General features: G+C 62.1%; 22 protein-coding genes. 17 read left to right on the top strand and 5 right to left on the bottom strand.

Going from position 1 to position 22,412, the window contains the following annotated elements; translation table 11 throughout:
- From C100_RS36895 to C100_RS48305, 17 genes are all read left to right on the top strand, one after another.
- Positions 1 to 745: autoinducer binding domain-containing protein (locus C100_RS36895; RefSeq protein ID WP_024020106.1), on the top strand; the 745-nt coding region annotated here is incomplete at its 5' end.
- A gap of 238 nt (positions 746 to 983) precedes the next feature.
- Positions 984 to 1,346, top strand: a complete 363-nt coding sequence (locus C100_RS36890; RefSeq protein ID WP_024020105.1) for a hypothetical protein — start codon at positions 984 to 986, stop codon at positions 1,344 to 1,346.
- Positions 1,343 to 2,017: a lytic transglycosylase domain-containing protein gene (locus tag C100_RS36885; protein ID WP_024020104.1), complete on the top strand. Its 675-nt coding sequence runs from the start codon at positions 1,343 to 1,345 to the stop codon at positions 2,015 to 2,017. The genes C100_RS36890 and C100_RS36885 overlap by 4 nt, the downstream gene beginning before the upstream one ends.
- A 62-nt stretch (positions 2,018 to 2,079) precedes the next feature.
- Positions 2,080 to 2,355, top strand: coding sequence for a TrbC/VirB2 family protein (locus C100_RS36880; protein WP_235219081.1), 276 nt, complete (start codon positions 2,080 to 2,082; stop codon positions 2,353 to 2,355).
- Between the two features lie 10 nt (positions 2,356 to 2,365).
- A complete protein-coding gene (locus C100_RS36875) occupies positions 2,366 to 2,701 on the top strand; it encodes a type IV secretion system protein VirB3 (RefSeq protein WP_024020102.1) in 336 nt (111 codons plus the stop codon).
- Positions 2,694 to 5,111: a VirB4 family type IV secretion/conjugal transfer ATPase gene (locus C100_RS36870; protein WP_024020101.1), complete on the top strand. Its 2,418-nt coding sequence runs from the start codon at positions 2,694 to 2,696 to the stop codon at positions 5,109 to 5,111. The genes C100_RS36875 and C100_RS36870 overlap by 8 nt, the downstream gene beginning before the upstream one ends.
- Before the next feature lie 4 nt (positions 5,112 to 5,115).
- Positions 5,116 to 5,826: a type IV secretion system protein gene (locus tag C100_RS36865; protein ID WP_024020100.1), complete on the top strand. Its 711-nt coding sequence runs from the start codon at positions 5,116 to 5,118 to the stop codon at positions 5,824 to 5,826.
- On the top strand, positions 5,823 to 6,050 hold the full coding sequence (locus C100_RS36860; RefSeq protein ID WP_024020099.1) for an EexN family lipoprotein: 228 nt from the start codon (positions 5,823 to 5,825) through the stop codon (positions 6,048 to 6,050). Before C100_RS36865 ends, C100_RS36860 begins: the two co-directional genes overlap by 4 nt.
- Before the next feature lie 18 nt (positions 6,051 to 6,068).
- Entirely contained in the window at positions 6,069 to 7,013 is a 945-nt protein-coding gene (locus C100_RS36855) for a type IV secretion system protein (protein ID WP_024020098.1), read from the top strand.
- A 334-nt stretch (positions 7,014 to 7,347) separates the two neighbouring features.
- Complete coding sequence (locus tag C100_RS36845) at positions 7,348 to 8,037, top strand: virB8 family protein (protein WP_031309544.1); 690 nt, start codon at positions 7,348 to 7,350, stop codon at positions 8,035 to 8,037.
- Positions 8,034 to 8,891 carry a P-type conjugative transfer protein VirB9 gene (virB9, locus tag C100_RS36840; protein WP_024020095.1) on the top strand — a complete coding sequence of 286 codons (858 nt, stop codon included), beginning with the start codon at positions 8,034 to 8,036 and terminating at the stop codon, positions 8,889 to 8,891. Before C100_RS36845 ends, virB9 begins: the two co-directional genes overlap by 4 nt.
- Before the next feature lie 5 nt (positions 8,892 to 8,896).
- Entirely contained in the window at positions 8,897 to 10,114 is a 1,218-nt protein-coding gene (virB10, locus tag C100_RS36835; protein WP_024020094.1) for a type IV secretion system protein VirB10, read from the top strand.
- Between the two features lie 2 nt (positions 10,115 to 10,116).
- Complete coding sequence (gene virB11 / locus C100_RS36830; RefSeq protein WP_024020093.1) at positions 10,117 to 11,121, top strand: P-type DNA transfer ATPase VirB11; 1,005 nt, start codon at positions 10,117 to 10,119, stop codon at positions 11,119 to 11,121.
- 19 nt (positions 11,122 to 11,140) lie between these two features.
- Complete coding sequence (locus C100_RS36825; protein WP_037530501.1) at positions 11,141 to 13,099, top strand: type IV secretory system conjugative DNA transfer family protein; 1,959 nt, start codon at positions 11,141 to 11,143, stop codon at positions 13,097 to 13,099.
- A gap of 247 nt (positions 13,100 to 13,346) precedes the next feature.
- On the top strand, positions 13,347 to 14,045 hold the full coding sequence (locus C100_RS36820) for an LPD7 domain-containing protein (RefSeq protein ID WP_235219080.1): 699 nt from the start codon (positions 13,347 to 13,349) through the stop codon (positions 14,043 to 14,045).
- Positions 14,046 to 14,300: 255 nt separating this feature from the next.
- Positions 14,301 to 15,131: a type IV toxin-antitoxin system AbiEi family antitoxin domain-containing protein gene (locus C100_RS36815; RefSeq protein WP_024020090.1), complete on the top strand. Its 831-nt coding sequence runs from the start codon at positions 14,301 to 14,303 to the stop codon at positions 15,129 to 15,131.
- 251 nt (positions 15,132 to 15,382) lie between these two features.
- Positions 15,383 to 15,715: a hypothetical protein gene (locus C100_RS48305; protein ID WP_152536465.1), complete on the top strand. Its 333-nt coding sequence runs from the start codon at positions 15,383 to 15,385 to the stop codon at positions 15,713 to 15,715.
- Here C100_RS48305 and C100_RS36810 read toward each other — a convergent pair.
- From C100_RS36810 to C100_RS0124765, 5 genes are read right to left on the bottom strand one after another with little or no spacing between them, the layout of a single operon-like run.
- Positions 15,660 to 16,994 (bottom strand): hypothetical protein, encoded by a 1,335-nt coding sequence (locus tag C100_RS36810; RefSeq protein WP_052028299.1) that lies wholly within the window; start codon positions 16,992 to 16,994, stop codon positions 15,660 to 15,662. The genes C100_RS48305 and C100_RS36810 overlap by 56 nt on opposite strands.
- A gap of 54 nt (positions 16,995 to 17,048) precedes the next feature.
- Entirely contained in the window at positions 17,049 to 17,918 is an 870-nt protein-coding gene (locus C100_RS36805) for a hypothetical protein (protein WP_024020088.1), read from the bottom strand.
- A gap of 10 nt (positions 17,919 to 17,928) precedes the next feature.
- Positions 17,929 to 19,440 (bottom strand): UvrD-helicase domain-containing protein, encoded by a 1,512-nt coding sequence (locus tag C100_RS36800; protein ID WP_024020087.1) that lies wholly within the window; start codon positions 19,438 to 19,440, stop codon positions 17,929 to 17,931.
- The gene (locus C100_RS36795) at positions 19,437 to 21,203 is read right to left on the bottom strand and encodes an ATP-dependent nuclease (protein WP_024020086.1); all 1,767 of its coding nucleotides are present in this window, start codon (positions 21,201 to 21,203) and stop codon (positions 19,437 to 19,439) included. Before C100_RS36795 ends, C100_RS36800 begins: the two co-directional genes overlap by 4 nt.
- Positions 21,176 to 22,384 carry a Fic family protein gene (locus C100_RS0124765; RefSeq protein ID WP_235219079.1) on the bottom strand — a complete coding sequence of 403 codons (1,209 nt, stop codon included), beginning with the start codon at positions 22,382 to 22,384 and terminating at the stop codon, positions 21,176 to 21,178. The genes C100_RS36795 and C100_RS0124765 overlap by 28 nt, the downstream gene beginning before the upstream one ends.
- Between the last annotated feature and the right edge of the window lie 28 nt (positions 22,385 to 22,412).

The raw sequence follows: 22,412 nt of genomic DNA, 5'->3' as shown, positions 1-22,412 counted from the left end.
AGATGCCGGCCGCTTGGGCGAAATCACCGCATTCGAAGCCGAATGTCGGCAGGCGACGACGCTCGATCAGCTCAAATCCTTGCTCTATGCGATTGTGCGCCAGTTCGGATTCCGCTGGTTCGCATTGGTGCACAATGCCGACCTGAAACGCACCACCCGAAAAGCCCTGCTGATAACGACCTATCCGGCGCGCTGGGTCGAGGAGGTGAGAGACGCGCGCCTCCATCTTGACGATCCCGTCCACGTCGCCTGTGCCAAGACCGTGTCCGGGCTCACTTGGGATCAAATCGGCGATTATATCGCGCCCAATGCCCGCCAGCTTTCGATCCTTGAACGGGGTCGCGCGCATGGACTGGCATCTGGGTTTACTATGCCGATCAGGATGCGCGATGAGCCTGACGCGATGTTTACAGTAGCCCGGCAAGGCGACGAGACGATCTCAGGCCCGGACCTTCTCTCTGCCCGATTGATTGGCACGGTTGCGTTCGACCAGGCTCGAGCCCTTCTCGGTCCCGATGAACTGGCAAACGTCCCGATAGCGCTCAGCCCGCGCCAGATCGACTGCATTGATCTGGTGGCACAGGGCAAGAGCGACTGGGAAATCGGACAGATTCTGGGCCTGAGCCGCGACACTGTCCATGAATATGTCGAAGGTGCGCGCCGGCGGTATGGCGTGCGTCGCCGGACCCAGCTCGTGCTTCGCGCGGTCCGCGACGGACATCTGAACATCGACGCGCTCGTCTAGAAGCGTCGCTCCCCACGATAGCGAATAGGCGCTTCAGGTCTCTCCGACTTGAGGCTCAAGAGGTGGCTGGCGATCGACGCCGCCCTGCATTCCTGCCGTCTTGCACGACCTTCTACCTCCCCCCCCCTTGTGGGGGGATTGCCCGAAATTGCCCCACCGGGTTCAAAAGAGAGGTGATTTTCAACGGAGAGTGGTCGGCGCATTTTAATGCAGCGGCGCTGAAAAGCGGAGAAATCAGATGCAGCGCCTGCGCCTTGCCCTTGCCGTGCCGATCGTGGCGATGTCCGCCCAGGGGGCTCCTGCGTCCGCCAACGATCTGGGCTGCCAGGTTTTGCTTTGCCTCTCGAACCCGGGCGGTGCGACCCAGTACCCCGCCTGCGTGCCACCTATGGTGAAGCTCTGGGAGCGTCTGGCATTGGGCGGTTCATTCCCCGGCTGCTCCGGTGGTGGCGTGGCGAAGACCAAGGTCTATGATCGCGATTCCGCTTCGCGGCGCCGGGTGGTGGTGACGTTCACCGACGGGCGGCAGCAATCCTATTCGCTTGCGAATATCGAAAGCTTGCCAGCGTCTCTCAGCGAACGAGGGGCCACACCACAGTGATCCTTGAGCTCGCAACCGTGGTCGGACTGGCGCAGCAATGCGCACCATCGGTTGCGGTCGAAACGCTTGTGTCGGTCGTCCACACCGAAAGTCATTTCAACCCCTACGCCATCGGCGTGAATGCGAAGGGTGTTGCCGCACCCAATCCCAGCGATCGGGTGTCGGCCGCCGCAGCCGCGCGATCGCTCATTGCCCGCGGTTACAACATCGATCTTGGCCTAGGGCAAATCAACAGCGCAAATCTCAGGTGGCTTGGCCTGTCGGTCGATGACGCTTTCGATCCCTGCCGTAATCTCGCCGCAGCTGCACGCGTGCTGGCTTCTAACTATCTGAACGTTGTGCGCTCCAGCCCTTCCACAGAGGTGGCCATCGCGACCGCCATGTCGATGTACAATACGGGCAGTCGTTCGCGCGGGTTCGGAAATGGCTATGTCGGCCGCGTCTATGCGTCGTCGAGTGTCGTCGTGCCGGCGATCAGGCGCCAAGCGATCCCAGAACCCGCCGCTTTGCCCGCGCCAGTGAAGCCGGAACCCACAGTCGCGCAGCCTTCGGCGGGCGTTCGCACGCCGCGCGTCCAAGAGGCATGGGACACCACTGCGGGGGCGCAGACGGCATCATTGATGGTCTTTGGGGGAGCATCCAACAGTTCACCGAAAGGACAAGCCGAATGACTGCCTTAGCGACCAATTCCAAAATATGGTTGACGCCGCGCCGGCGCTCTTTCGTGCAGTATATGGCGCTGTTTATCGCGGTCATTGCGGTGTCGCTCCTGCTCACCGATCCGGCCCATGCTCAAGCGGCCGACGGCGTCACCTCGATGGCCGAGAACATCAAGACCTGGCTGACCGGTACTTTTGCGAAAACGATCGCAGTGATCGCCGTCGTCATCGTGGGTTTCATGTTCTTCACCGGACGGGCGAGCCTGGGCCTCCTGGTCACCGTCATCGTCGGCATCTTCATCGTGTTCAGCGCGCAGTGGATCGTCGATACCATCACTGGCGGCGCGTGAGTGCGCTGGGATGGACGACGAAAAGCTTAGGGAAGAAACGCTCTTCCTGGCCGTGACCCGGCCGACGATGTGGTTGGGCGTTCCGATCGAAGCATCGCTGCCGATCGCGCTGGCGGCGTGCCTGACGCTCATCATCACCGGGAACCCGCTTTACGCCTTCGCCCTAGCTGGGGCCTTTCTGGCCATAGCCAGGCTGATCGTGCGGCACGATGCGAACGCTTTCCGCCTCCTGTGGCTCTGGACAATGACAAAAGCACGCTGCCGCAATCGGGGATGGTGGGGCGGAAGCTCCTACTCGCCCCTGCCGGTCGATGGGGCGAAACGCCGGGGCTTTGCACATGGCTAGCCGGGCCAGTTCGTTGGGCGGCGCTGCCGCCCGGACGCCGTGGCGGATCCTCAGACAAGAGGCCGACCCCGCGCGCTATCTCCCGTATGCGCGTCATATCGACGACAGCGTCATTGCGCTCGACGGGCGCGACCTCATGATGATGTTCAAGCTCGACGGCCTCGCATTCGAGACGGCCGACCCAATCCATCTCAACGACTGGCACGAAAAGCTCAACGGCACGCTGCGCAATATCGCCGACGACCGCCTCGCGATCTGGACCCATATCGTCCGCCGGCCGATCACGGACTATCCCGAAGGCGAGTTTCGCTCAGCCTTTGCGGCCGATCTCGATGCAAAATACCGCGCGCGGGTGACCGCCAAGCGCATGTTCGTCAACGAACTCTACCTGACCCTCATCATGCGGCCGTCGGTCGGATCGGCTGATCGTACCGGCGTACTGCTTCGACGCCTGGCATCGGCGCGCAAAGAGGGGACCGAAGTCGATGAGGACGAGCTTGCCCGCTTTGAGGATAAGGCGCGTGACATTGAGAAGCTCCTCGCACGCTGCCGGCCCCAACGCCTGCACCTGTACGAGCACAATGGCCTGATGTTCTCGCAGCCGCTTGAGGTGCTCGAACTGGTGATGATGGGCCGTGCTGGCAGGGTGCCCTTAGTCCGCGGTCATCTCGGCTCCGCCATCTATGGGGAACGCGTGATCTTCGGCCGCGAGACGGTCGAGGTACGGGCGCATGATACGAGCCGGTTCGTCGGCCTGTTCGGCATCCGCGAATATCCGGCCATGACGCGGCCAGGTCAGATGAACGCGCTCCTCAGCCAAGATCTCGCGTTCGTCGTGACGCAGTCCTTTGCGTTCATGGGCAAGGCTCGGGCCTCCGAGCGCTTGCGCCGTCGCCAGAACCAGATGGCCTCGACGGAGGATGCCGCTGCAAGCCAGGCGCTCGAACTGGCCGACGCGGCCGACGATCTGCAGAGCAATCGGTTCGTCCTGGGCGAGCATCATTTCTCGCTCGCGGTTTTCGGTGAAAATCAAAAACGCCTGGCCGAAAATCTCTCGACCGCACGGGCCGCCCTTGCCGACGCGGGTCTGGTAGCCGCTCGGGAGGGTCCGGCGCTGGAGGCCGCCTTCTGGTCGCAGCTTCCTGGCAACTTCGCATGGCGTGCGCGGCCAGCGGCGATCACGTCACGCAATTTTGCCGCGCTTTCCCCGTTCCACACTTTCCCTGCCGGCAAGCCCGATGGCAATCACTGGGGCGCCGCGATCGCGTTGATGAAGACCGCGGCCCAGTCTCCCTTCTATTTCAACTTCCATGTGAACGATCTTGGCCACACGCTGATCATCGGGCCGTCGGGCGGCGGCAAAACCGTCGTCCAGAATTTCCTGATGGCGCAGCTGGAGAAAACCGGCGCGCAGCAGATCTTCATCGACAAGGACCGAGGGGCCGAGATCTATGTGCGGTCATCCGGCGGCACCTATCTGGCGCTGCGCAATGGGGTGCCGACCGGGTTTGCGCCGCTCCGCGCGCTTGAGCAGACCCCGGGCAACATCGTCTTCCTCGGCAGGCTGATCCGGCATCTGGTGACTCCATCGGGCGTCCAGCTGGGCGTCACGCAGGAGCGGATGATCGATGAGGGCATACTCTCGATCGGACGCCTTCCCCCGGAGGAGCGGTCCATTCTTGCGCTTCGTCAATTGCTCGGACAGCGCGATCCGGAAGGGATAGGCGCTCGGCTTGAGAAATGGTCGCGCGGCGGCGCACTTGGTTGGGTGTTCGACAATGACCGGGATGAGTTGACTCTCGAAGCCCGATTCATCGGTTTCGACATGACGGATTTTCTGGACAATCCCGAGATCCGCACGCCGCTGATGATGTACATGTTCCATCGGATCGATGCGCTGCTCGATGGCCGTCGCCTCGTGATCGATATCGACGAGTTCTGGAAGGCGCTGGGCGATGATGCGTTCCGCGCCTTCGCGCAGGACGGTCTGAAGACCTACCGAAAGCAGAATGCCTTTCTGGTGTTCGGGACGCAAAGCCCGGCTGACGCTCTGCGATCGGACATCTCGCATAGCATCATGGAGCAGGTCGCCACCAAGATCCTCTTGCCCAACCCCCATGGCCGGGAGGTTGATTATATCGATGGACTCGGGCTCACCCGCGCCGAGTTCAAGCTCATCAGAAACGATCTAATCCCCGAAAGCCGGCGGTTTCTGGTCAAGCAGGGTCACGATTCGATCGTGGTGGAACTGGATCTCGGCGGCCTGTCCGACGAGCTGGCCGTGCTCTCGGGCACCACCGAAACCGTCGGAATCCTCGATCAGGTTCGCCGCGAACATGGCGACGATCCCAGCCAATGGCTGCCCGTCTTTCACGAGCGCCGCCGTGCCACCACCAGAAGGAAAGGATAAGGTCATGAGAGCAATTCGAGCGCTGGCGGTTGTCGGCGGATTGGCGATCTCGGTGCCGGCGTTCGCGCAGGGCATCCCGGTCTATGATTCCAGCACGTTCCTGCAGACCCTCTCGACGGTGAAGAACACCCTGTCGATGATCGAACAGGGGAAGCAGCAGATTTCCCAGGCCACCGACATGTTCAACAGCGTCAACAAGCTGACGAACGTCAATCAGATTGCCTCGTCTCTGAACACCGACGCCGTTCGTCACCTCTTGCCAAGCGAAGCACGGGACATTCAGCGCCTTATGTCTTCGGACACGACAGGCCTCGGCAGTCTTGGATCTTCCGCAGATCGGATTCGCAGCAACTATCGGGTCGATCTTCCTGTGCTCCGCCCTGACGCGACCGCTTTCGAGCGTTCAAGCCGCGATTCAATCTCCCGCAATGGCGAAATGGCAGCGCGTGACGCGGCGATTGCCGAGGCAGCATATGGCGTCACCGCCCAGCGAACGACGGGTCTCGAGGAACTGCGCTCGTCGCTGGACACTGCGTCTGACGCGAAGGACGTGATGGATATTCAAGCCCGTGTCGGGGTGGAAAATGCTCATATCCAGAACGACTCGGTGCAACTCCAGGCTCTTACAATGAGGCAGCAGGCGGAGCAGCGCATTCGATCGCAGCAGGAGAGCGAGCAAATCTTAGCAAGTAAGCTTGGGAGCCTTCATCAATGAAGGCAACCATCTTCAGGGCATTTGTGCTTTTGGTCCCGGCGTTTCTGGTGGCGTGCCAACCCCCCGCCCGCGGAAAGGATTACCTCAAAGCTCACCCGCAAGAGCTCGCGGAAGTCCTGAAGGCGTGCGCCGATGGCACGCATCGCGACGCACAGGAATGCTCGAACGCAGAGAGTGTGAAGACGCTCAATCAAAAGCTGCGCTCGCTGTCGCCGGCCCATTGACCGTGATGGAAACATGAGATGGCCGACGGGCTCTTCACCACGCTTTACACGAACATCGACGGCAAGCTCGACATGTTCCTCAACGAGCGACTGAACAATGTCATCGAGGTTGTGCGCGGCCCACTCGCGCTTGGATTGGTCATCTACATCGCGCTGTTCGGCTACATGGTGATGCGCGGCATTATCAGTGAGCCGTGGGGCGAGCTGGTCTACCGAATGGTAAAACTATGTTTGCTTTACGTTGCGGCCACGACGGTCGCCTACACGGAGTGGGTAACAAACCCCCTATTCCACGGCATGCCCGATGCGATCTCGCAGGCGTTGGCGGGGCATACTGTCACGAGCGTTGGCAACGTGTTCGACGACTATTTCAGCCAGTGTGACGTCATCATCGCGAGGATCGAGACCGAGGCGGCAACGTACAGCGATATCAACCCCTATAAGCTTGTCTTGTACGTCCTGAGCCTCGGTTTGAAAGCGCTCGCCGGACTGTCTGCGGCGATCGGGTTCTCGATCACGGTTTTCGCGAAAGTAGCGCTCGCCATCATCATCGCGCTCGGACCGATCTTTATCGCGCTTTCTCTTTTTGAGACTACGCGCAGACTGTTCCACGGCTGGCTCGGGCAGGCATTCAACTTCATCGTTCTGATGGCCGTGATCATCGCCATCACGGCCTTGATTACCGACCTTGGTGCGACCGCGATCACTGCGTCGGAAGGTGTCGGAGACGCGGCGCTGGGTGCGGTACTGTTCGCCGTCTATATCTTTCTGGGAACAATCTTCTTCTTTCAGGCCCCCTCGATCGCAACCGGCATAGCCGGCGGGGCTTCCGCCGGTGTCGGTGCCTTTGCCGGCTCGGCGTGGGGGACCGTGGCGGCGCCGTTCCAGCAACGTCGCGTCGCCCGCAACAGTCGCAATCTCGAAAAGGCCGCTCAGCAGGGCGGTTCGGTGAGCCGCGCATGACGAAGGAGGAATCTTTGACGAGGCCATCCACCATAATCCGCGTGCTCCATAGATCGGCGCTCATCATCGCCCTGCTCCCGTCACTTGCCCACGGGGCATCGGGGCCGAAGAAGTTGCCCGTCTGCAACGGCAAGCATCTGCGCGAGGTGAACATCTACGGGAGCGTTCTGCCGGGTTCGCCGCTCCCGGCAATCGTCGCACCCCCTGCCCCGCCGCCCGTGCCGCAGATCAAACAGCCAGTTGATGCCGGCACTCCGCCCCCGCCTGTTCCCGCCCCGCTTCCCGAGAAGACGTCCGCGCGCGCGACCCCCGGCACCTTTGGGAGTTGCTGATCATGCGGAACCAGACCGAAGGCGTGCCGGCAAAAGACGCTGAACTCTATTTCGGGCATGCCCGATCCTGGGATCAGGACCGTCAGCGCAAATCGTTGCGATCCGAACGCATCGCCTGGGTCGTGGCCGGCTTGGCGCTGCTTGCCGCGACCGCGGAGGGCTTCGCACTTGCGGGCCTTGCCCCGCTGAAGACGGTCATGCCGTACATCATTCGCGTCAATCAGACGACGGGCGCGGTTGATGTGCAGACTACCCTCACCCAGAAGCCGATGCGCTATGATGAGGCGGTCACGAAATTCTTCCTCGCGCAATATGTCCGGACGCGGGAAAGCTGGTTGCCGGCGGCGGCCGAGGAGAATTTCCGGGCGGTCACCATCTTGTCCGAACCAGGCGAGCAGCAGCGCTGGGGCCGATTTTTCAGCTCGAACAATGCCGCGAGCCCACAGGTCGTCTGGGGCAAGGGCGCGGTCGTCCAGGCCCGCGTGCGCAATATCGCCTTCATCAACGATCGTGTTGCTAACGTCCGCTTCACGCGGACGGTGCAGACCGACACCGACACCCAGAGCAGCGACTGGATCGCGACCGTCACCTTCCGGTACACGAATGCGCCGATGGCGGAGGGCGACCGCTATCGCAACCCATTGGGGTTCCAGGTCGAGAATTACCGCGCGGACCCCGAGGTAGTTCGATGAACCGCGTTCTCTCCATAGTGAGCCTGCTCGCCATTATAGCGACGCCCGCCCTGGCGGAGGACACCCCGCGCGGTGGGCCGGCGGATCCGCGCGTGAAGTTCGTCGAATATCAGGAGACCCAGGTCTACCGCATCGTTGGCACTTTTCGCACGGCGACCCAGGTGGTGCTTGGCGCCGATGAGACGATCGAACATGTCGCGCTCGGCGACACCGTGTCATGGGAAGTGGCGGTTGCCGGTCATATCCTGTTTCTGAAACCCCGCGAGCGGGCGGGACCGACCAACCTCATCGTTACGACCAATCGCGGGGGCGAGCTGCGCAACTACGCCTTCGAGCTGACCGCGCGCCGGGGACCAATCGGCAGCGGGAGCCGTGACACATTCTTCCAGGTTCGGTTTCGCTACCCGCGCGATGAGGCCGATCGTGCCGCGCGCATGCGCGCCACCCAGGAGGCGCAGCGCGTTGCCGCGCTGCAGGCGAGTGCCGTTCGGGGAGCCCTTGACCACGGCGTCATCGATGGACCGCGCAATCTGAACTACAAGGTCCAGGGTGCGAGCGACCTACAGCCGTCGGAAATCTCCGACAACGGCCAGTTCACGGTCATGCGCTTCCCCGGCAACCACGAAATCCCGGCGATCTATCTGGTGCGACCGGACGGCTCGGAGTCCTTGGTCCCGTTCGATGTCCGCGACGAGTTCGTGGTCGTCCACGCCGTGGCGGCCCAACTGCGTCTGCGCCGGAACCGCGAGGTGCTGTGCATCTATAACCTCGCGCCGACACCTTATGGCGTCGATCACGGCACCAACACCGCATCGCCGCATGTCGAGCGCACCATACAAGACCCGAAGGAGTGAGTGCGATGGACGAGATTGCGGCCGAGGCTCCTCGTCGCCCGCAGGGCGATCCGACACCCGAACGCGACGAAATCATCCGCGAGCGCGGCATCGACCCGATCGGGGGGATGACGCCGGCAAAGCGGAATACCGCCCTGATTTTCGCCGGGACGGCGATGGTGCTCGGCATTTTGTGGGTGAATTCGGGACCGAGCAAGACCGGCTCGAGTTTGATGGGGAAGCCCGAGGCAATTGCCAAACGACCCGATCTCGCGGCGCGCGAAACGGTCGCTTATGATGCTGTCGCAGCGAAACCCAGGCCGCTCGGCGCCGTGGGTGCCGATCCCAACGCGCCTGTCCTCAATCCTCCGCCGACCGTTGGCCCGGATGGACAGATCGTACCGGCGATACAGCCTGGAGCGCAGCCAGTGGCGGCACCGCGCAACACGCGCCAGAACCTGGCCGATCAGGCGCGTCGTTCAACTTTGATCGCCTATGGCGGCCGCGACGCGCTCCAAGCTCCAGCGGGTTCTAACGGGGCTGGCTCCGACACCGGCAATGCGGGCATAGTTGGCGACGGCTCGACCGATCCGGCCGCCCGGAGCGCGCCCAATGCGCTCGATGCGCTTCGTCAGAGTTCGGCCGTTGGCGAGGCACGCGCCTCGATGCTGCCCAATCGCAACTATCTCGTCACCGCCGGCACGCTGATCCCCTGCATTCTGCAGACCGCCATGAATTCGGCGCAGCCGGGTTACACCTCATGCCTGATCCCGCGCGACGTGTATTCGGAGAATGGCCGCGTCGTGCTGATGGAGAAGGGGACCAAAGTCCTCGGCGAATATCATGGCGGCATCCAGCAAGGGCAGAACCGCCTGTTCGTGCTGTGGACGCGCGCCGTCACGCCGCAGGGCGTGCGCATCGACCTGGCTTCGCCGGGGTCGGATGCCCTTGGCCGCGCAGGCATCGCAGGGTCCGTGGACACCTTCTTCTGGGCGCGCTTCGGTAGCGCACTGCTACTCTCGCTGGTCGACGACGCCGCCTACATCGCAGGGCAATCCGTCTCCGGCGGGAACAACAATTTCAACAACACGACGCGCACGCCGAGCGAGGGGGCGAGCATCGCGCTCCAGAACAGCATCAACATCCGTCCGGTGCTGAAGAAGAACCAGGGCGAGGAGGTCGGGATCTTCGTGGCCAAGGACTTCAACTTCGCCGACGTCTACAATCTCGAGTTGCGGCGCTGAGAATGAGCGATACCGCAGTCCTGCGCCATTATCTCGCACCGATCCTGCCGCTGCTGGAGCCGGTCGAGGTGACGGAGCTTGTCATCAATAAGCCCGGCGAAGTCGGCATTGAGGACCATCTGGGCTGGCATTGGCACAATGTCGCCGAGCTCGATAGCGAATGGCTCGCGACGCTCGCCGTCGCAGCGGCAAGCTTCACCCGGCAGGACGTGAATGCAGAGACGCCGATCTGCTCGACCATCTTGCCCGGGGGCGAGCGCTGTCAGATCGTCATTCCGTCAGTGACACCAACTGGCGCGCCGTCCTTCACCGTCCGCAAGCCTTCGCGCGTAACCCTCGCGATCGACCAGCTCGCAGATTCGGGGCTGTTCACGAGCACGCGCGCCGCTGCGCAAGGCCTTGGCGAAGTCGATGCGCAGCTGATTGCGCAGCGCGATGTCGGCGATTGGCCGGCTTTCTTTCGAACGGCCGTTGCCGCCCGCAAGAATATCCTGGTGAGCGGCGCGACCGGCTCGGGCAAGACCACCTTTGCCAAGGCGCTGATCCAGCTGATCCCGCCCGACGAGCGGCTGCTCACGATCGAGGATACGCGCGAGCTCGTGGTCGAGCATCGCAATGTCGTGCACATGGTCTATTCGAGCGAGCGACAGGGCTTGGCGAAGGTCGGCCCCAAGCAGCTACTCGAAAGTGCGCTGCGCATGCGGCCCGATCGCATCCTCCTGCAGGAGCTGCGCGACGGCACCGCCTTCTTCTACCTGCGCAATGTGAATTCGGGGCACCCGGGTTCGATCACGACGGTCCATGCCGGTTCGGCGATGGGCGCGTTCGAACAGCTGACGTTGCTGGTCAAGGAATCTGAGGGCGGACGCGATCTGGCCCGCGACGATATCCGCGGGCTGTTGCACATGCTCGTCGACGTCGTCGTCCAAACCCGCAAGCGCGCCGGAAAATTCGAAGTCGAGGAGGTGTATTTTGATCCGGCTGTCGGACGCACGACCGCTCACTAGGGTCGCCATCGTCGCGGGGATGCTTGCGGCAATCTTTTTGGCGTGCGCCTTGTGCGCGGTGCTGGTCGCCCTCGTCGGTCTGAACCAGATCGGCCCGCATATGCAGATCTCGGCGATACCCGCCTGGCTCTGGTATTACCGCGGCGATCCGCTGCTTCATCTGTGGCTGGAGCGCGGTGCGTTGGTCAGTGGCGCCATCGCTTTCGTCATCCTGCTCGTCATCCTGAAGCGTGGGCGCACGCTCCATGGCGAGGCACGGTTTGCGCGTGAAAGCGAAATCCGGCGCGAACATCTGCGCAGCAACAGTGGGATCATCGTCGGGCAGAAAGGCGGCCGCTATCTCGTTTTCGGCGGCACCGAGCATGTCCTGCTCGAGGCACCGACGCGCGCCGGCAAGGGCGTCGGCGTGGTGATCCCCAATCTTCTTAGTTGGCCAGACTCGGTGGTGGTGCTCGACGTGAAGCGCGAGAATTGGGACATTACCGCAGGTTTCCGGGCACGGCATGGCCAGGCCGTTTATCTGTTCGACCCGCTCGATCCCGACGGCCGGAGCGCCCGCTACAATCCCTTGAGCTTCATCGACCGGCTCGACGACACCGATGTGATCAACGAACTGCAGAAAATCGGCGGCATGCTGTTTCCGGCCCCGGAAAAGGCTGATCCGTTCTGGGCGGAAGCCGCGCGCGCCGCTTTTGTCGGCGTCGGTGCGCTCGTCGCGGCCAATCCCGCCCTCCCCTTCACGATTGGCGAAATCTATAGGCGACTGACGACGGGCGACCCCAAGGTCGAACTGCCCAAGGTCGTCGAGGAGGCGCAGAAGCGCGGACAGCGGCTGAGCCAGGCCTGTGTCTCGGCGCTGAGCGACTTCACCTCCGCGTCGGACAACACCTTCTCCGGTATCAAACAGACGATCACTTCGAAGCTCAATCTGTGGCTCAATCCCTATGTCGACGCCGCGACGTCGGAGACCGATTTCGATCTGCGTCAGGTCCGGCGCGAGCGGATATCGATCTATCTTGGGGTGTCGCCCGACAATATCGACCGCATTGCTCCGGTCTATAATCTGTTTCTACAGCAGCTGATCGATTTGAATACGCGGGAACTGCCTGAGAATGGCGGCCGCGTGCCGGTGCTCATTCTGCTCGACGAGTTCGCCCGCCTCGGCAAGGCGCCGGTTATCGCGTCAGCGTTTTCCTACGTGGCAGGCTACGGGCTTCGCCTGTTGCCGGTCATCCAGAGCCGGTCCCAGCCCCGCGGCATCTATGGCGTGGATGTCACCGACGAGATCATCGCCAATTGCGGACTGGAGATCGTGTTCACGCCCAAGGAGTTGAAGGTCGCCAACGAACTCTCCGAGAGGCTTGGCTATTTCACGATGAACGTCAAATCGAAGAGCCGGACGATTCATGGCCTGCTCGCCAATCGCAGCATATCAGAATCAGACCAGCGCCGCGCGCTGATGATGCCGCAGGAGCTGATGCAGATGCCCAAGAGCGAGCTTCTACTGATGCGCGGCGGCATTCCACCCGTCAGGGGCCGCAAGATCGAGTATTTCCGCTCGAAGCGCTTCACGAGCCGGATCAGTGACCCGCCCAAGGTCGCGCCCCGTCCGATCGCGATCAACACAGTGTCGGCCACCGCCAAATTGGCAGGCGAGGCGAGCAGCAGTGATCCTTTGGCGCAGGCCCTTAGCGCGAAGAGAGCTGCTCTGTTGAACGACGGCCAAGCAGCCGCGCCGGCAGAGCGGACGGAACCTGTCATGCGCGCGCTCACCGGTGACGAACTCTCGGGCTTTGCCGAAATCACCGATGACATGTTGGTTTTGGGCGACATGGTGGATCTACCACCGCCCGGCGACGAACAGGCGGCTATCGCCTTTGTCACGGCGATGGCGGCCCGGGCCGTTCTCGAGCCCGTTGGCGCCGGCGCCTCATCTTCAGAATTTATGACCGAGAGGCATGACCATGGCAGAGAATGATTCCAAGCAATCCGGTCCGGCTCGGACCATTGCGAACAGCGTTGGCATCGACGACGCCGAACGGCGCAAGACGCCAGCACCTGGGGCGGCTGCGCCGGAAAAGTCCTCGCCCAGGGGACCAAAGGATGGTCCTACCGAAGCACCTGGTCATGCCGGCGCTATCGGTGCGTCACGACGTGCGCCCAAGGTGCATTCCGTCGAGGCGGGCGATGTGCCGGATAGCGTGCGGAAGCGCTATTATGCCGACATGGCAAAATGGTCGGGCGAGCCTGCCTTTTTCACGACGGCGCAAGCAAAGGATCCCGCGTTTCGCGATCAGGGGCGGCGCCTGGTCACAGCAACGGAGAGTCAGGAGGTCGTCAAGGATCTGGTGGCGATCGCACAACACCGCAATTGGGATCGGATTCACGTCACGGGATCGGAAGAATTTCGGCGATCGGTCTGGATCGAGGCCAGTCAAAAAGGCCTCGAGGTACGTGGCTACAAGCCCAACGATCGCGATCTCCAGGAGCTTGATCGGCTGCGCGGGGAGACGAGCCGTAATACCATCGCGCCCATGGTAGCCCGTGACGTCGATGTCGGCCGTGGATCAACCGCGATGAACCGCCAGCACGACGGCAATGGTTCGGAACGGCCGGATGCCCGGCGCGGCGATCGTGGCAACACGCCGAACGATCGTGCGGCCGACAGCCAGATGCGCGTGATGGAAGCAGTGATCCGACGGACGTTATTCGACAATCCCGAGGCGGTTGCGCGGGTGATGACAGTCGCCCGCACACAGCTTGATGCGCATATCGCGGCGGGACGGAACATCCGACCGGCAATGGTCAAGGATGCCTCCCCCAGCGTCAGGCAGGATATAGTCCGCAGCCGTGACCCAGCCACGCCCCCCATCCCTCGTCCAGGTCGCGAGCCCAAGCCCCAGGAACGCAGCCGGTCCCGGTGACCGGGAATCTGTCTTTTGTGCCATAGCCCCTCTGCGACATATGGCTCAGGCGATCGGCTACTGGTTTAAGAACCGCCACTTTTGTTCGGCTGTGCCGAACATTTATCATGATTGATAAACCGCTAGCGGCCCAACCCCAAGCATGTCGGAACGTATACTGTGTGCGCGATTCGTCCTGCTACGAGCGACGATCTTGCCAGATAGTATAATTACCGTTATATCGAACGCGCAGGACATCGCTCACAGAGGCTCAAATTGCGCGAAGGATATAATCTCAAGACGCTTGGACCTCGTGCCGCCCAGCTGATCGTCGAACTGAACGAGCGCCGTCAGCCGATTTTTTCGCTCGCGGACGTCACCGAGATCACAGGTCTGAGCCCATCATCGGCACGCAGCCTCATCGCGAACACCGAAGCGCGCGGGATCGTCACGCGCCTAAAGCCCGGGCTCTACAATCTGGTGCCATTCGAGCGGGGCCGCGACACCGAGCATGTTAGCGATCCATACCTCATCGCAAGAACGCTGGTTGGGGACGCGCCCTATTTCATCTCCCACGGCAGCGCTCTCGAACTGCACCGCATGGTCACCCAACCGCAGTTGGCCATCGTCGTCTCCTGCGCCAAACGCCTGCGCCCGCAGCACATCCGCGGGTATGAGTTCCGCTTCGTCGACGTCAAGCCGCAGGCTTTCTTCGGCCTGACCGAGATCTGGATTACATCCGAAGAGCAGGTCCGGGTCAGCGATCCCGAGCGGTCCATCATCGATGGTCTCGACCATCCGCAATATGTCGGTGGCGTCACAGAGATCGCCAAGGGACTCTGGATGAAGCGCGATACGCTGCGGGTCGAACTGATGATCGACTACGCGCTTCGCCTCGGCGTTGGCGCGGTGATACGCCGCCTGGGCTATCTGCTGGAATTTTACGGGCTGGCTGACGCAGCGGCATTTGAGCCGTTGCGTGCGCGGCTGACCCCGACCTATCAGCGGCTCGATCCGTTGTTTCCCAATGAGGGCCGGATGCTGGCCCGATGGCGCATCCGACTCAACGTCGAGCCCGACGAACTCGATATAATCCGGAGCAGTTGATGATTCCCAAGCGCGATGTCTCCCGTATCGCCCGTTACCCAACATCACGTGTTGGCGGTGAGTGAAAGGTTGAAGGCCGATTTTGTTAATGGGGTACGTTGTTACGCCATGCAGTGTCATGCGATAGCTGAACCTCGACCGGGATCCGCGCCGCCAACGAGCGAGGCCATCCGCTGGGATCGTGAAAACTGTTATCTAGGCTGATGAACTCCGGCTGATCGTGAGTGTCAACGTTTTAGAAGGGCGCTTGGGTGAGCAGCATCAAGGATCATCCCTTGTACATTCGAATGAAGCAACTTCCTCCACAAGAGGTTGCGCAGTGGGTTCTAGGGCCAACGTCTATTGAATCCGCGGCAACGGGATTGCGCAAGGAAGCGTTTCGGCGTGTCGCAAAGCACATCACTGTTGGAAAGGCCGAAAGAACCAAATACGGCTTCAACTCAGACACTAACGGCGAAATTGCGCGCGCCATGGAGTGGGCTTTTCAGGCTGGAATCAAGGCGGCCGAGAAGGGCGGGGCCGCGCAAGTCAAAAGCGCTTCAGTGGACGCTGACTCACCGGATCCCAATGCACGCCATGCTTGATACTATGTTCGGGGGTCAGCAGCATGTGGTTAGGCAGCGGCTCGGCCGTGCCGTGCCGCCCCACACGATATGAAGCTGACGTTTCCTCTATCGCCCATGATTCGTCTGACCTCGTCGTTACCTCGGGCGCGATATACTCGCCATAAACCCACCGAAGCCGGGTATCGACAGGATCGAAATCGAGCATTTCAAGCTTGTTGAAGATATGACGTGCGCCGTCGACATCGCCGCCGCTCCAGCTTTCGACCCCGACATGCACCACGCCCGGACGGTCTTTTGGCAGCTGTTTCGTGGCGCCGGCAACCACCGAGCGGAAGTGGCGCGCCTTCTTCCTGATTGCGGGGATCGAAACATTCCGCCAGCTGACAACGCTCGCTTGGTACAGCGCACTGGCCCAAAATGGCCGTTCAGGCGCGGGACGCCATTGGCCGGCCATCGTGTGCGAGAAGTCATGGTCATAGCCGCCCAAGAGCAGTTCGATCATGCGGCTCGAGCCGAAATAGACATCATCGACAGCGAGAACGCGCCGGGCGAGCGACCAATCGATCTCCTCGATGACGCCCATGCCCGCTTCGTCGGCCCACACAGCGTTACGCGGGTGTTCGAAATATGAGGCGGCCCTTCGAACAAGATAATCATCTGGTAAATCCGCGAGTTCCGCATCGATCACGACTGTCATGGCAATTGAACGGCCATTGGCCAGCGCCAGCGCGTGGACCGCGTTCGCGAGCATCTCGCCGCGCGCCTTTTCTCGCGACTGATAGCTCGACCGGTCCATTCGTTTACACTCGACCGCCCAGCGCCGCCGTCCCTTCGAAACGAAGAGATCGGGGGTTTTCGCGATGCCTGGTCGCTCCGTCACGAATCGCGTGTCCCAGCCGGCACGGCGATAAGCGAGGGCCACAAGCAGCTCAAACAGCCCCCCGTCGGGCTGCGATCGATCTGCATTCATAAGCCGCGCCGCCCGAGCTTCAGCACCCGGTATCTCAAGCAGCTTCGGGAGTTCTTCCCCGATCCGCGTGAAGGTTGGCACCATGCGCACGGCTTCTTCCGGAACCCAGTTCAGCCGGTCGGCCGCATAGGCATTCGCCTGAAAAACATACCACGCAGCGGTGTCCTTGGGGTCATAAAGCGGGACCATCCGGCCTTCGCCCCATTCCGTCTTTGCCAATAGGAAGCGGTCTCGCGTGGCTGCGATCCGGGCCGCCCATGTGCGACCGTTGGCGAGCTCCGCCAGCCAGGCTGTCGCCAGCAGCACAACATCATCACGCCAGTCCATGCCCGTGCGCGGTGCCGTCCAGGACGGGTCTTCTGGGCTTTTCCTCATGCGCGACTACCGGGCTTCTCGCCGAGCCATTACGAGATAGTCGGTCCAGGCGCTCTGCAATTCAGCCAGCGTGAGGGGTGTAACGATCTCCACATTGTTGGCGTGGCGCCGGTGATCGAAACGCTTGAGAATCCATTGCTCCATCCGAAAGGCGTCCCTCGCGGTCGGAAACAACTGGTGAAGTCGGGTCTTGTAGCGAAGCCCGCCGATCGCGGGCATGGCGGCATGATTGAAGCCGCGCTCGCGCTGCGCCCAGTCGAACGCCCAGCCAATCTTGATCGCCGGTTGCTTCGCACCCTGTATTTCCATCGCATAGGTAAATGCGGGCGCCCGGCGCATGTGCATGATGCCGGTTCGCGCAGTGGTCGGCGGGGGCGCGGCCTTACGCCGCGCGACATCGGCGCCTTCGACTCGAGCACGGGCGGCGATCGCGCTGAGCAGGCCGACTTCGGATCTCGGCAGCGCGAGGATCGATGCTTCCTCGCTTGGTTCGAGCGGCACGATCCCTTGTGCCGAGTCCATGTTGAACCGCCGGGATGTCAGGTCCGTCAGGAGCGGCCGAGGGTCGTCGAACCGCCATGCGCGGATCAACTCGAGGCCAAAAGGCCACTTATAGTTGCCGGCCGCATCGAGGTCCTGCGGCCCGCGGATCAAATCATAGTCTAGCGAGCTGACGACGTGTTTGGTGGGTTCCATCAGACCAAGAATGCGGCCTTGCTCGTCTTCGTCGGTCTCGGAGCCCTTTGTTCCGACAATTAACACCATATCACCAGATTTTAGGGCATTCCGCGCGTTGGTTCGCCAGCCATTGGTACTGAATTGCAGCGGCCCGGATGGAGAACTGAATCCCCAGGTTTTGGTCAGATAGAGCGTCATCGCCGTGCCCTTACACTATGAACAAGGGGCTAGGCGTCGTTCGAGACGCCACGATGTGGAGCCTGTCCTTGGCCCGGCTCAGAGCGACGTAGAGGAGGCAACGCGCGTCGGGCTTCTCCGGGAAGCTCTTCACGTCTCCTCCGAGCAGTATCACGCCGCCGCATTCGAGGCCCTTGGCCTTGTGGATCGTACTGATCGCCTTCGCCGGCGGATGGGGCCGGGAGTAAGTGCGACGGTTCGTGATTTCGGCGAGGCCGGCTTCAAGATCATCGAAGCCGCCAAGCCGGATCGCGTCCCAATATTCACTATGGTGGTCAAACGCGATATCGCTGAAACCGGTGTCGGAAGCCCTGAGTTCGGCAAGGCGGCGTAGCATCGCGGCAACGCCGCGATGATCGGGCTGGTCGACAATATATTTGGCTAACTCCTGAATTGTCGCCGTTTTTCCGCGGGAGGATTTGGTGCACAGTTCTCGCGCTTCTTGCTCGAATCGATTGCCAAACGCCGAGGGGCTGAACCCCTTCCCGATCGCGCCGATGAAGGCGACTACGGCGGCGGCGATCTTGCCCGGTTGGGCGTTCGCGTCGCGCACCGCATCGACGAGCACCTCAAGGGCTCGGCGTGTATGTCCTTCCCACATCGGCAGGCGGCGCCCGAACATGCCGCGGCAGGCTCGCACGACATGATTGTGGCGTGCCAGAATGAGGAGAGAGTTCGACTTCTTCTCGGCGCCATAAACCGATTTGGCATCGCTGAGCTGATAGCCTTGGGGATGCTGTGCAACATTTTCGACGAAGGCGACGCTGACGCTTGCTGGCAGATCACGCGTCAGGTCAATGCGCCCGCCAGCCTTGAGCGTCGCGCGCGCCGACAGCGTCCAATTCCCAAGATCACCGCATCCATTGGACCAGCGATGCGGCGTATCGAGATCGGCGTGGGCATCGGCCTGCCCGACCAAGGTGTCCCAGTCGCAGGGCGGTGACGCGCCGACCGAAGCGTCGTCCTTATAGATATGCTGCATGGGATCACCAAAGATCCGCACCTTCGCGCCTTGATGGAGCAGCGCCATCACAATCGCGTGCTGATCGGCGCTAGAATCCTGATGTTCATCGCAAATGATCGTAGGGTAGCGGACGGCGAGAGCGCTCGCGACGATCGGATAGCGTGCCAACAGCTGTGCCAAACGCGCCGCCAGGACTTTGTGACCATCTTTCGTGCGCCGGGTCCAGGTTGCGATGTCAGCCGGTAGGCCAAGGCCCGCATGATAGGCCGCGCCGATCTGTGCAATCACGCTATCAATCGTACGGATTTCAACATGCCGGCCGAGACCCGCCGTGCGCTCGGCAAAGACACCGCATGCCGCATGGGTGTGGGTTATGATGAGCAGCCGGTTGGCCTTCGAGCTGGCGATATCCCGCGCATAGGCAGCGCCCTGATGCGTCTTTCCGCATCCAGCGGGGGCCTCGATCACGACGAGTGACGCCGCCGACCGAAGCGCGGTCGCGACCGACGCGTCGCTCATGCGCTCAGGTCGGACAGGCCATCGAGCCCAACCGCGTCCCGCACCGCATTGCAAAATGGCAGTAGCCGTGGCCTGAATCCTGGCCAGAGTCCCAGCGCAAACATCTTGTCGATGAGTTCTCGGCCTCCAGCGACAGTTTTGAACCAGGCCTGGCTTTGGCTCTTGTAGGACTTTTTGTCGTCTTCCTTGCCCGCGGGGACTTTTCCGAGTGCCGCTTCCAGGATCAGCGGCCGCAGCCCGCCGCCCGCGGCCGCGCGGATCGAAGCCAGATCCTTCGTCTCGATGCCAAGCCGCATCGCAAGGGTATAGAGCCGCGTCCCGGTCTTTTCGCCTGACGGGTCGATGATCAGCTGATCGAGCTGATTGTCCGCCGCTGCAGTGACGATCTCCTCCTCGATGCAGCCTTTCTCCCAGCGGAACAGTAGCGCGCCGAGATGAGATTTTAGCGTTGCCCAGCTGTCAGCATGCTTGCCTTCCTCATCGACGAACCCGCCGAAGCGCAACCCGCTTTTCGCAAGCGCCTGCAACAGCCCGAGGGTCGATTCATGACCGCCACCATCGCAGACATGGACGCCATGCGGCGCCAGCGCGCCGCCGAGCGCCCGCCCGACAAGCGATCGAACCGCACCGCACTCAGTCGCACCTTCCGCCACGATTGCAATCCGGCTCAGAAACAGCTCGGGATCACGTGCACGATGCTGCTCGGTGACCTTCCCCTTGATCGCGCCGATATGTCCCTCATGATCGACGTACCACAGGGTCGCCTTGGTGGCGGCGCTGATCGTCGCGGGGCTATGTGTCGTTACGAAAGCCTGGGTCGCCATCTCCTGGAGCTTGTCCATGAGCACGCGCTGGCGATAAGGCTCCAACCCACGCTCGACTTCATCGACGACGGTGATGGGCGTCTCGCTTTGATTCTGTTCGGCGATCGCCAAGGCGGAGAGGCGCCGCGTGCCGGCGCCCCAGCTTGCCAACGGCAGCGTCATGGCCCCGCGCTGCGCGGTCAGCCCCACCATTGATGCAATCGAAGCGCCTTGCCCGCCGGTGATCTGGAGATCGAGTCCGCTGGGAAGACTGCGTGCCGCGAACGCCTTATCGAGGTCGGCGAGCGACGCTTTGGCGCTATCGGCGAGTTCATCCTTGATGGCGTGGTCGGCCAAAGTGCTCGCCATCCGCGATCGCAGCCCCTTGTCGGAGAGCAGCCGGTCGAGCGCGGAACCCTGCACAAGGCGCAGATCGCGATCGTTGCGATCGTCGCCGCCAAGCCGAACCAGCCCGATCTGCCGGCGCAGAGAAACCGGGAAATGATCGGCAGTCCCATCCGGCTGAATGATCTCATAATAGAGCTCGAGATCTTCCGTCCCCCGAACCCGCACGCGGTAAACCGGCTTGCTGTCGACCGGTGCATCGCCCTCAAGACTGGGGGCAATCGCATCGGTGCCGGTCCAGTCCCAAGGCCAGGAAGGCTTGAGCTGGGTGTGGATACCGATGGTCGCCGGCAACGATAGGACCGCTTCGATCGAAAATCCCGGCTCGATTTCCCTTCCATAAAAGTCGGTATCCGGCAGATTGGCCGGATTGACGGGGCTCAATAGGAGCGCGATCGCGTCGAGAATGGTCGTCTTGCCGACGTCGCCGCCGCCGAGGATCAGATTGAGGCCAGGGCTCGGCGACCAATCGATCGCTTTCAGTCCGCGAAAGCGGTCAATCTTTAAGCGCAGGATCGTCGGAACAGTCATGCCGGGCTCCAGATCAAGCGCCACACCGCGAATTCCGACGGGCGGACCTGGTAGCGCGCGAAATTGCCCTCATGCAGACCGAGCAGTTCCGTCTCTGCGACTTCGATGAATTGCTCCTGATCCGCTGCTGGAATATCGTCACGCGCGGTTGCCGCCAGATGCGCGCGCGCTGTTTTTCGGTCCATCGGACCGCGCACCACATCTCGAACGATGTCGCGCAAGCGCTCGCGATAGCGCAAGCGGAAGGGGTCCGGTTCGCCCAGCGATTGGCGAACAGCCGCGTACCGGGCAGCCGATCGCTCATAAGCCCATAGAAAGACATCACGCAGCAGGGTGACGTCGTTTCGCTCGTAAACCCCCAGCGTCGCGCGCGTGTAGAGATCACCGGGAACGTCGGTGAAGGACAGCGGCGCGAGGTTGGCCCTGATCATCGGCATATTCGCGGCAAGACGGGAGACACGCTTGTTCACGTCATCGAAGGGTTGAAGGTAGGGCAGCTGAACCATGACAAAGAACGCCTGCTCGAACGGGTCATTGATCGCCGCCGCTGTGGCCAGGAGCTGATCGAAGCATTCCTCGATCAGGCCGGGCACCTCCAGCGGATGGAATGCCGAACCGTCGATACCGACAATGATGTGCCGCAGCCGTCCGACCGCAGCCGGATCGGCCAGCAGGTTGTTGGCCAGGAGCGCGTGCAGGTTGAGGATGGTATAGCGATTGAACCCTATGTCGTCGGCGTTGGCGACGAGAAACTCGATCGCGTCCTTGTGATTGAGGATCATCTGCGCTTCGAGCGGCCCGCGGCCCTCGGCAGCCTCACCGAAATCCAGCAGCCGCCGGGTGTCCAGCAGCGAATAGGTGTTACCCTCGAGCCGGCTGGAGTTCCAGGCTAGGTCGATCAGCAGCCTGTTCAGGATTTGCTTCGCGTAGGTCCCTGCGGCTGCGGCCTCGATCTGCGGCTTGCCGACCGTGGCCAGATGGTCGCGATGCTCTTGGGTGAGATAATAGGTTTCGTTCGGCCGGTAGCTGTCGAGAAAGGCGCGGTCATAGCCGACCGGTTGTCGCATTGCGACCGGCTGACGAACGTAGGCGAGAAGCGCCTGGCCCTCTGGCGACAAGGGGACGATGTTTGCCGCTTCCGCTTGGGGGACTGCTTCACCGCCGAGATGGTAGCGCGCAGCGCGGCCGTCGCCGCTGAGCCGCAATCGACCGGCATCGACGAGCGCGCGAAGG

The organism is Sphingobium sp. C100 (assembly GCF_000508185.1).
Classification (GTDB): Bacteria; Pseudomonadota; Alphaproteobacteria; order Sphingomonadales; family Sphingomonadaceae; genus Sphingobium.
This window is presented reverse-complemented; position numbering and strand designations above follow the sequence as displayed.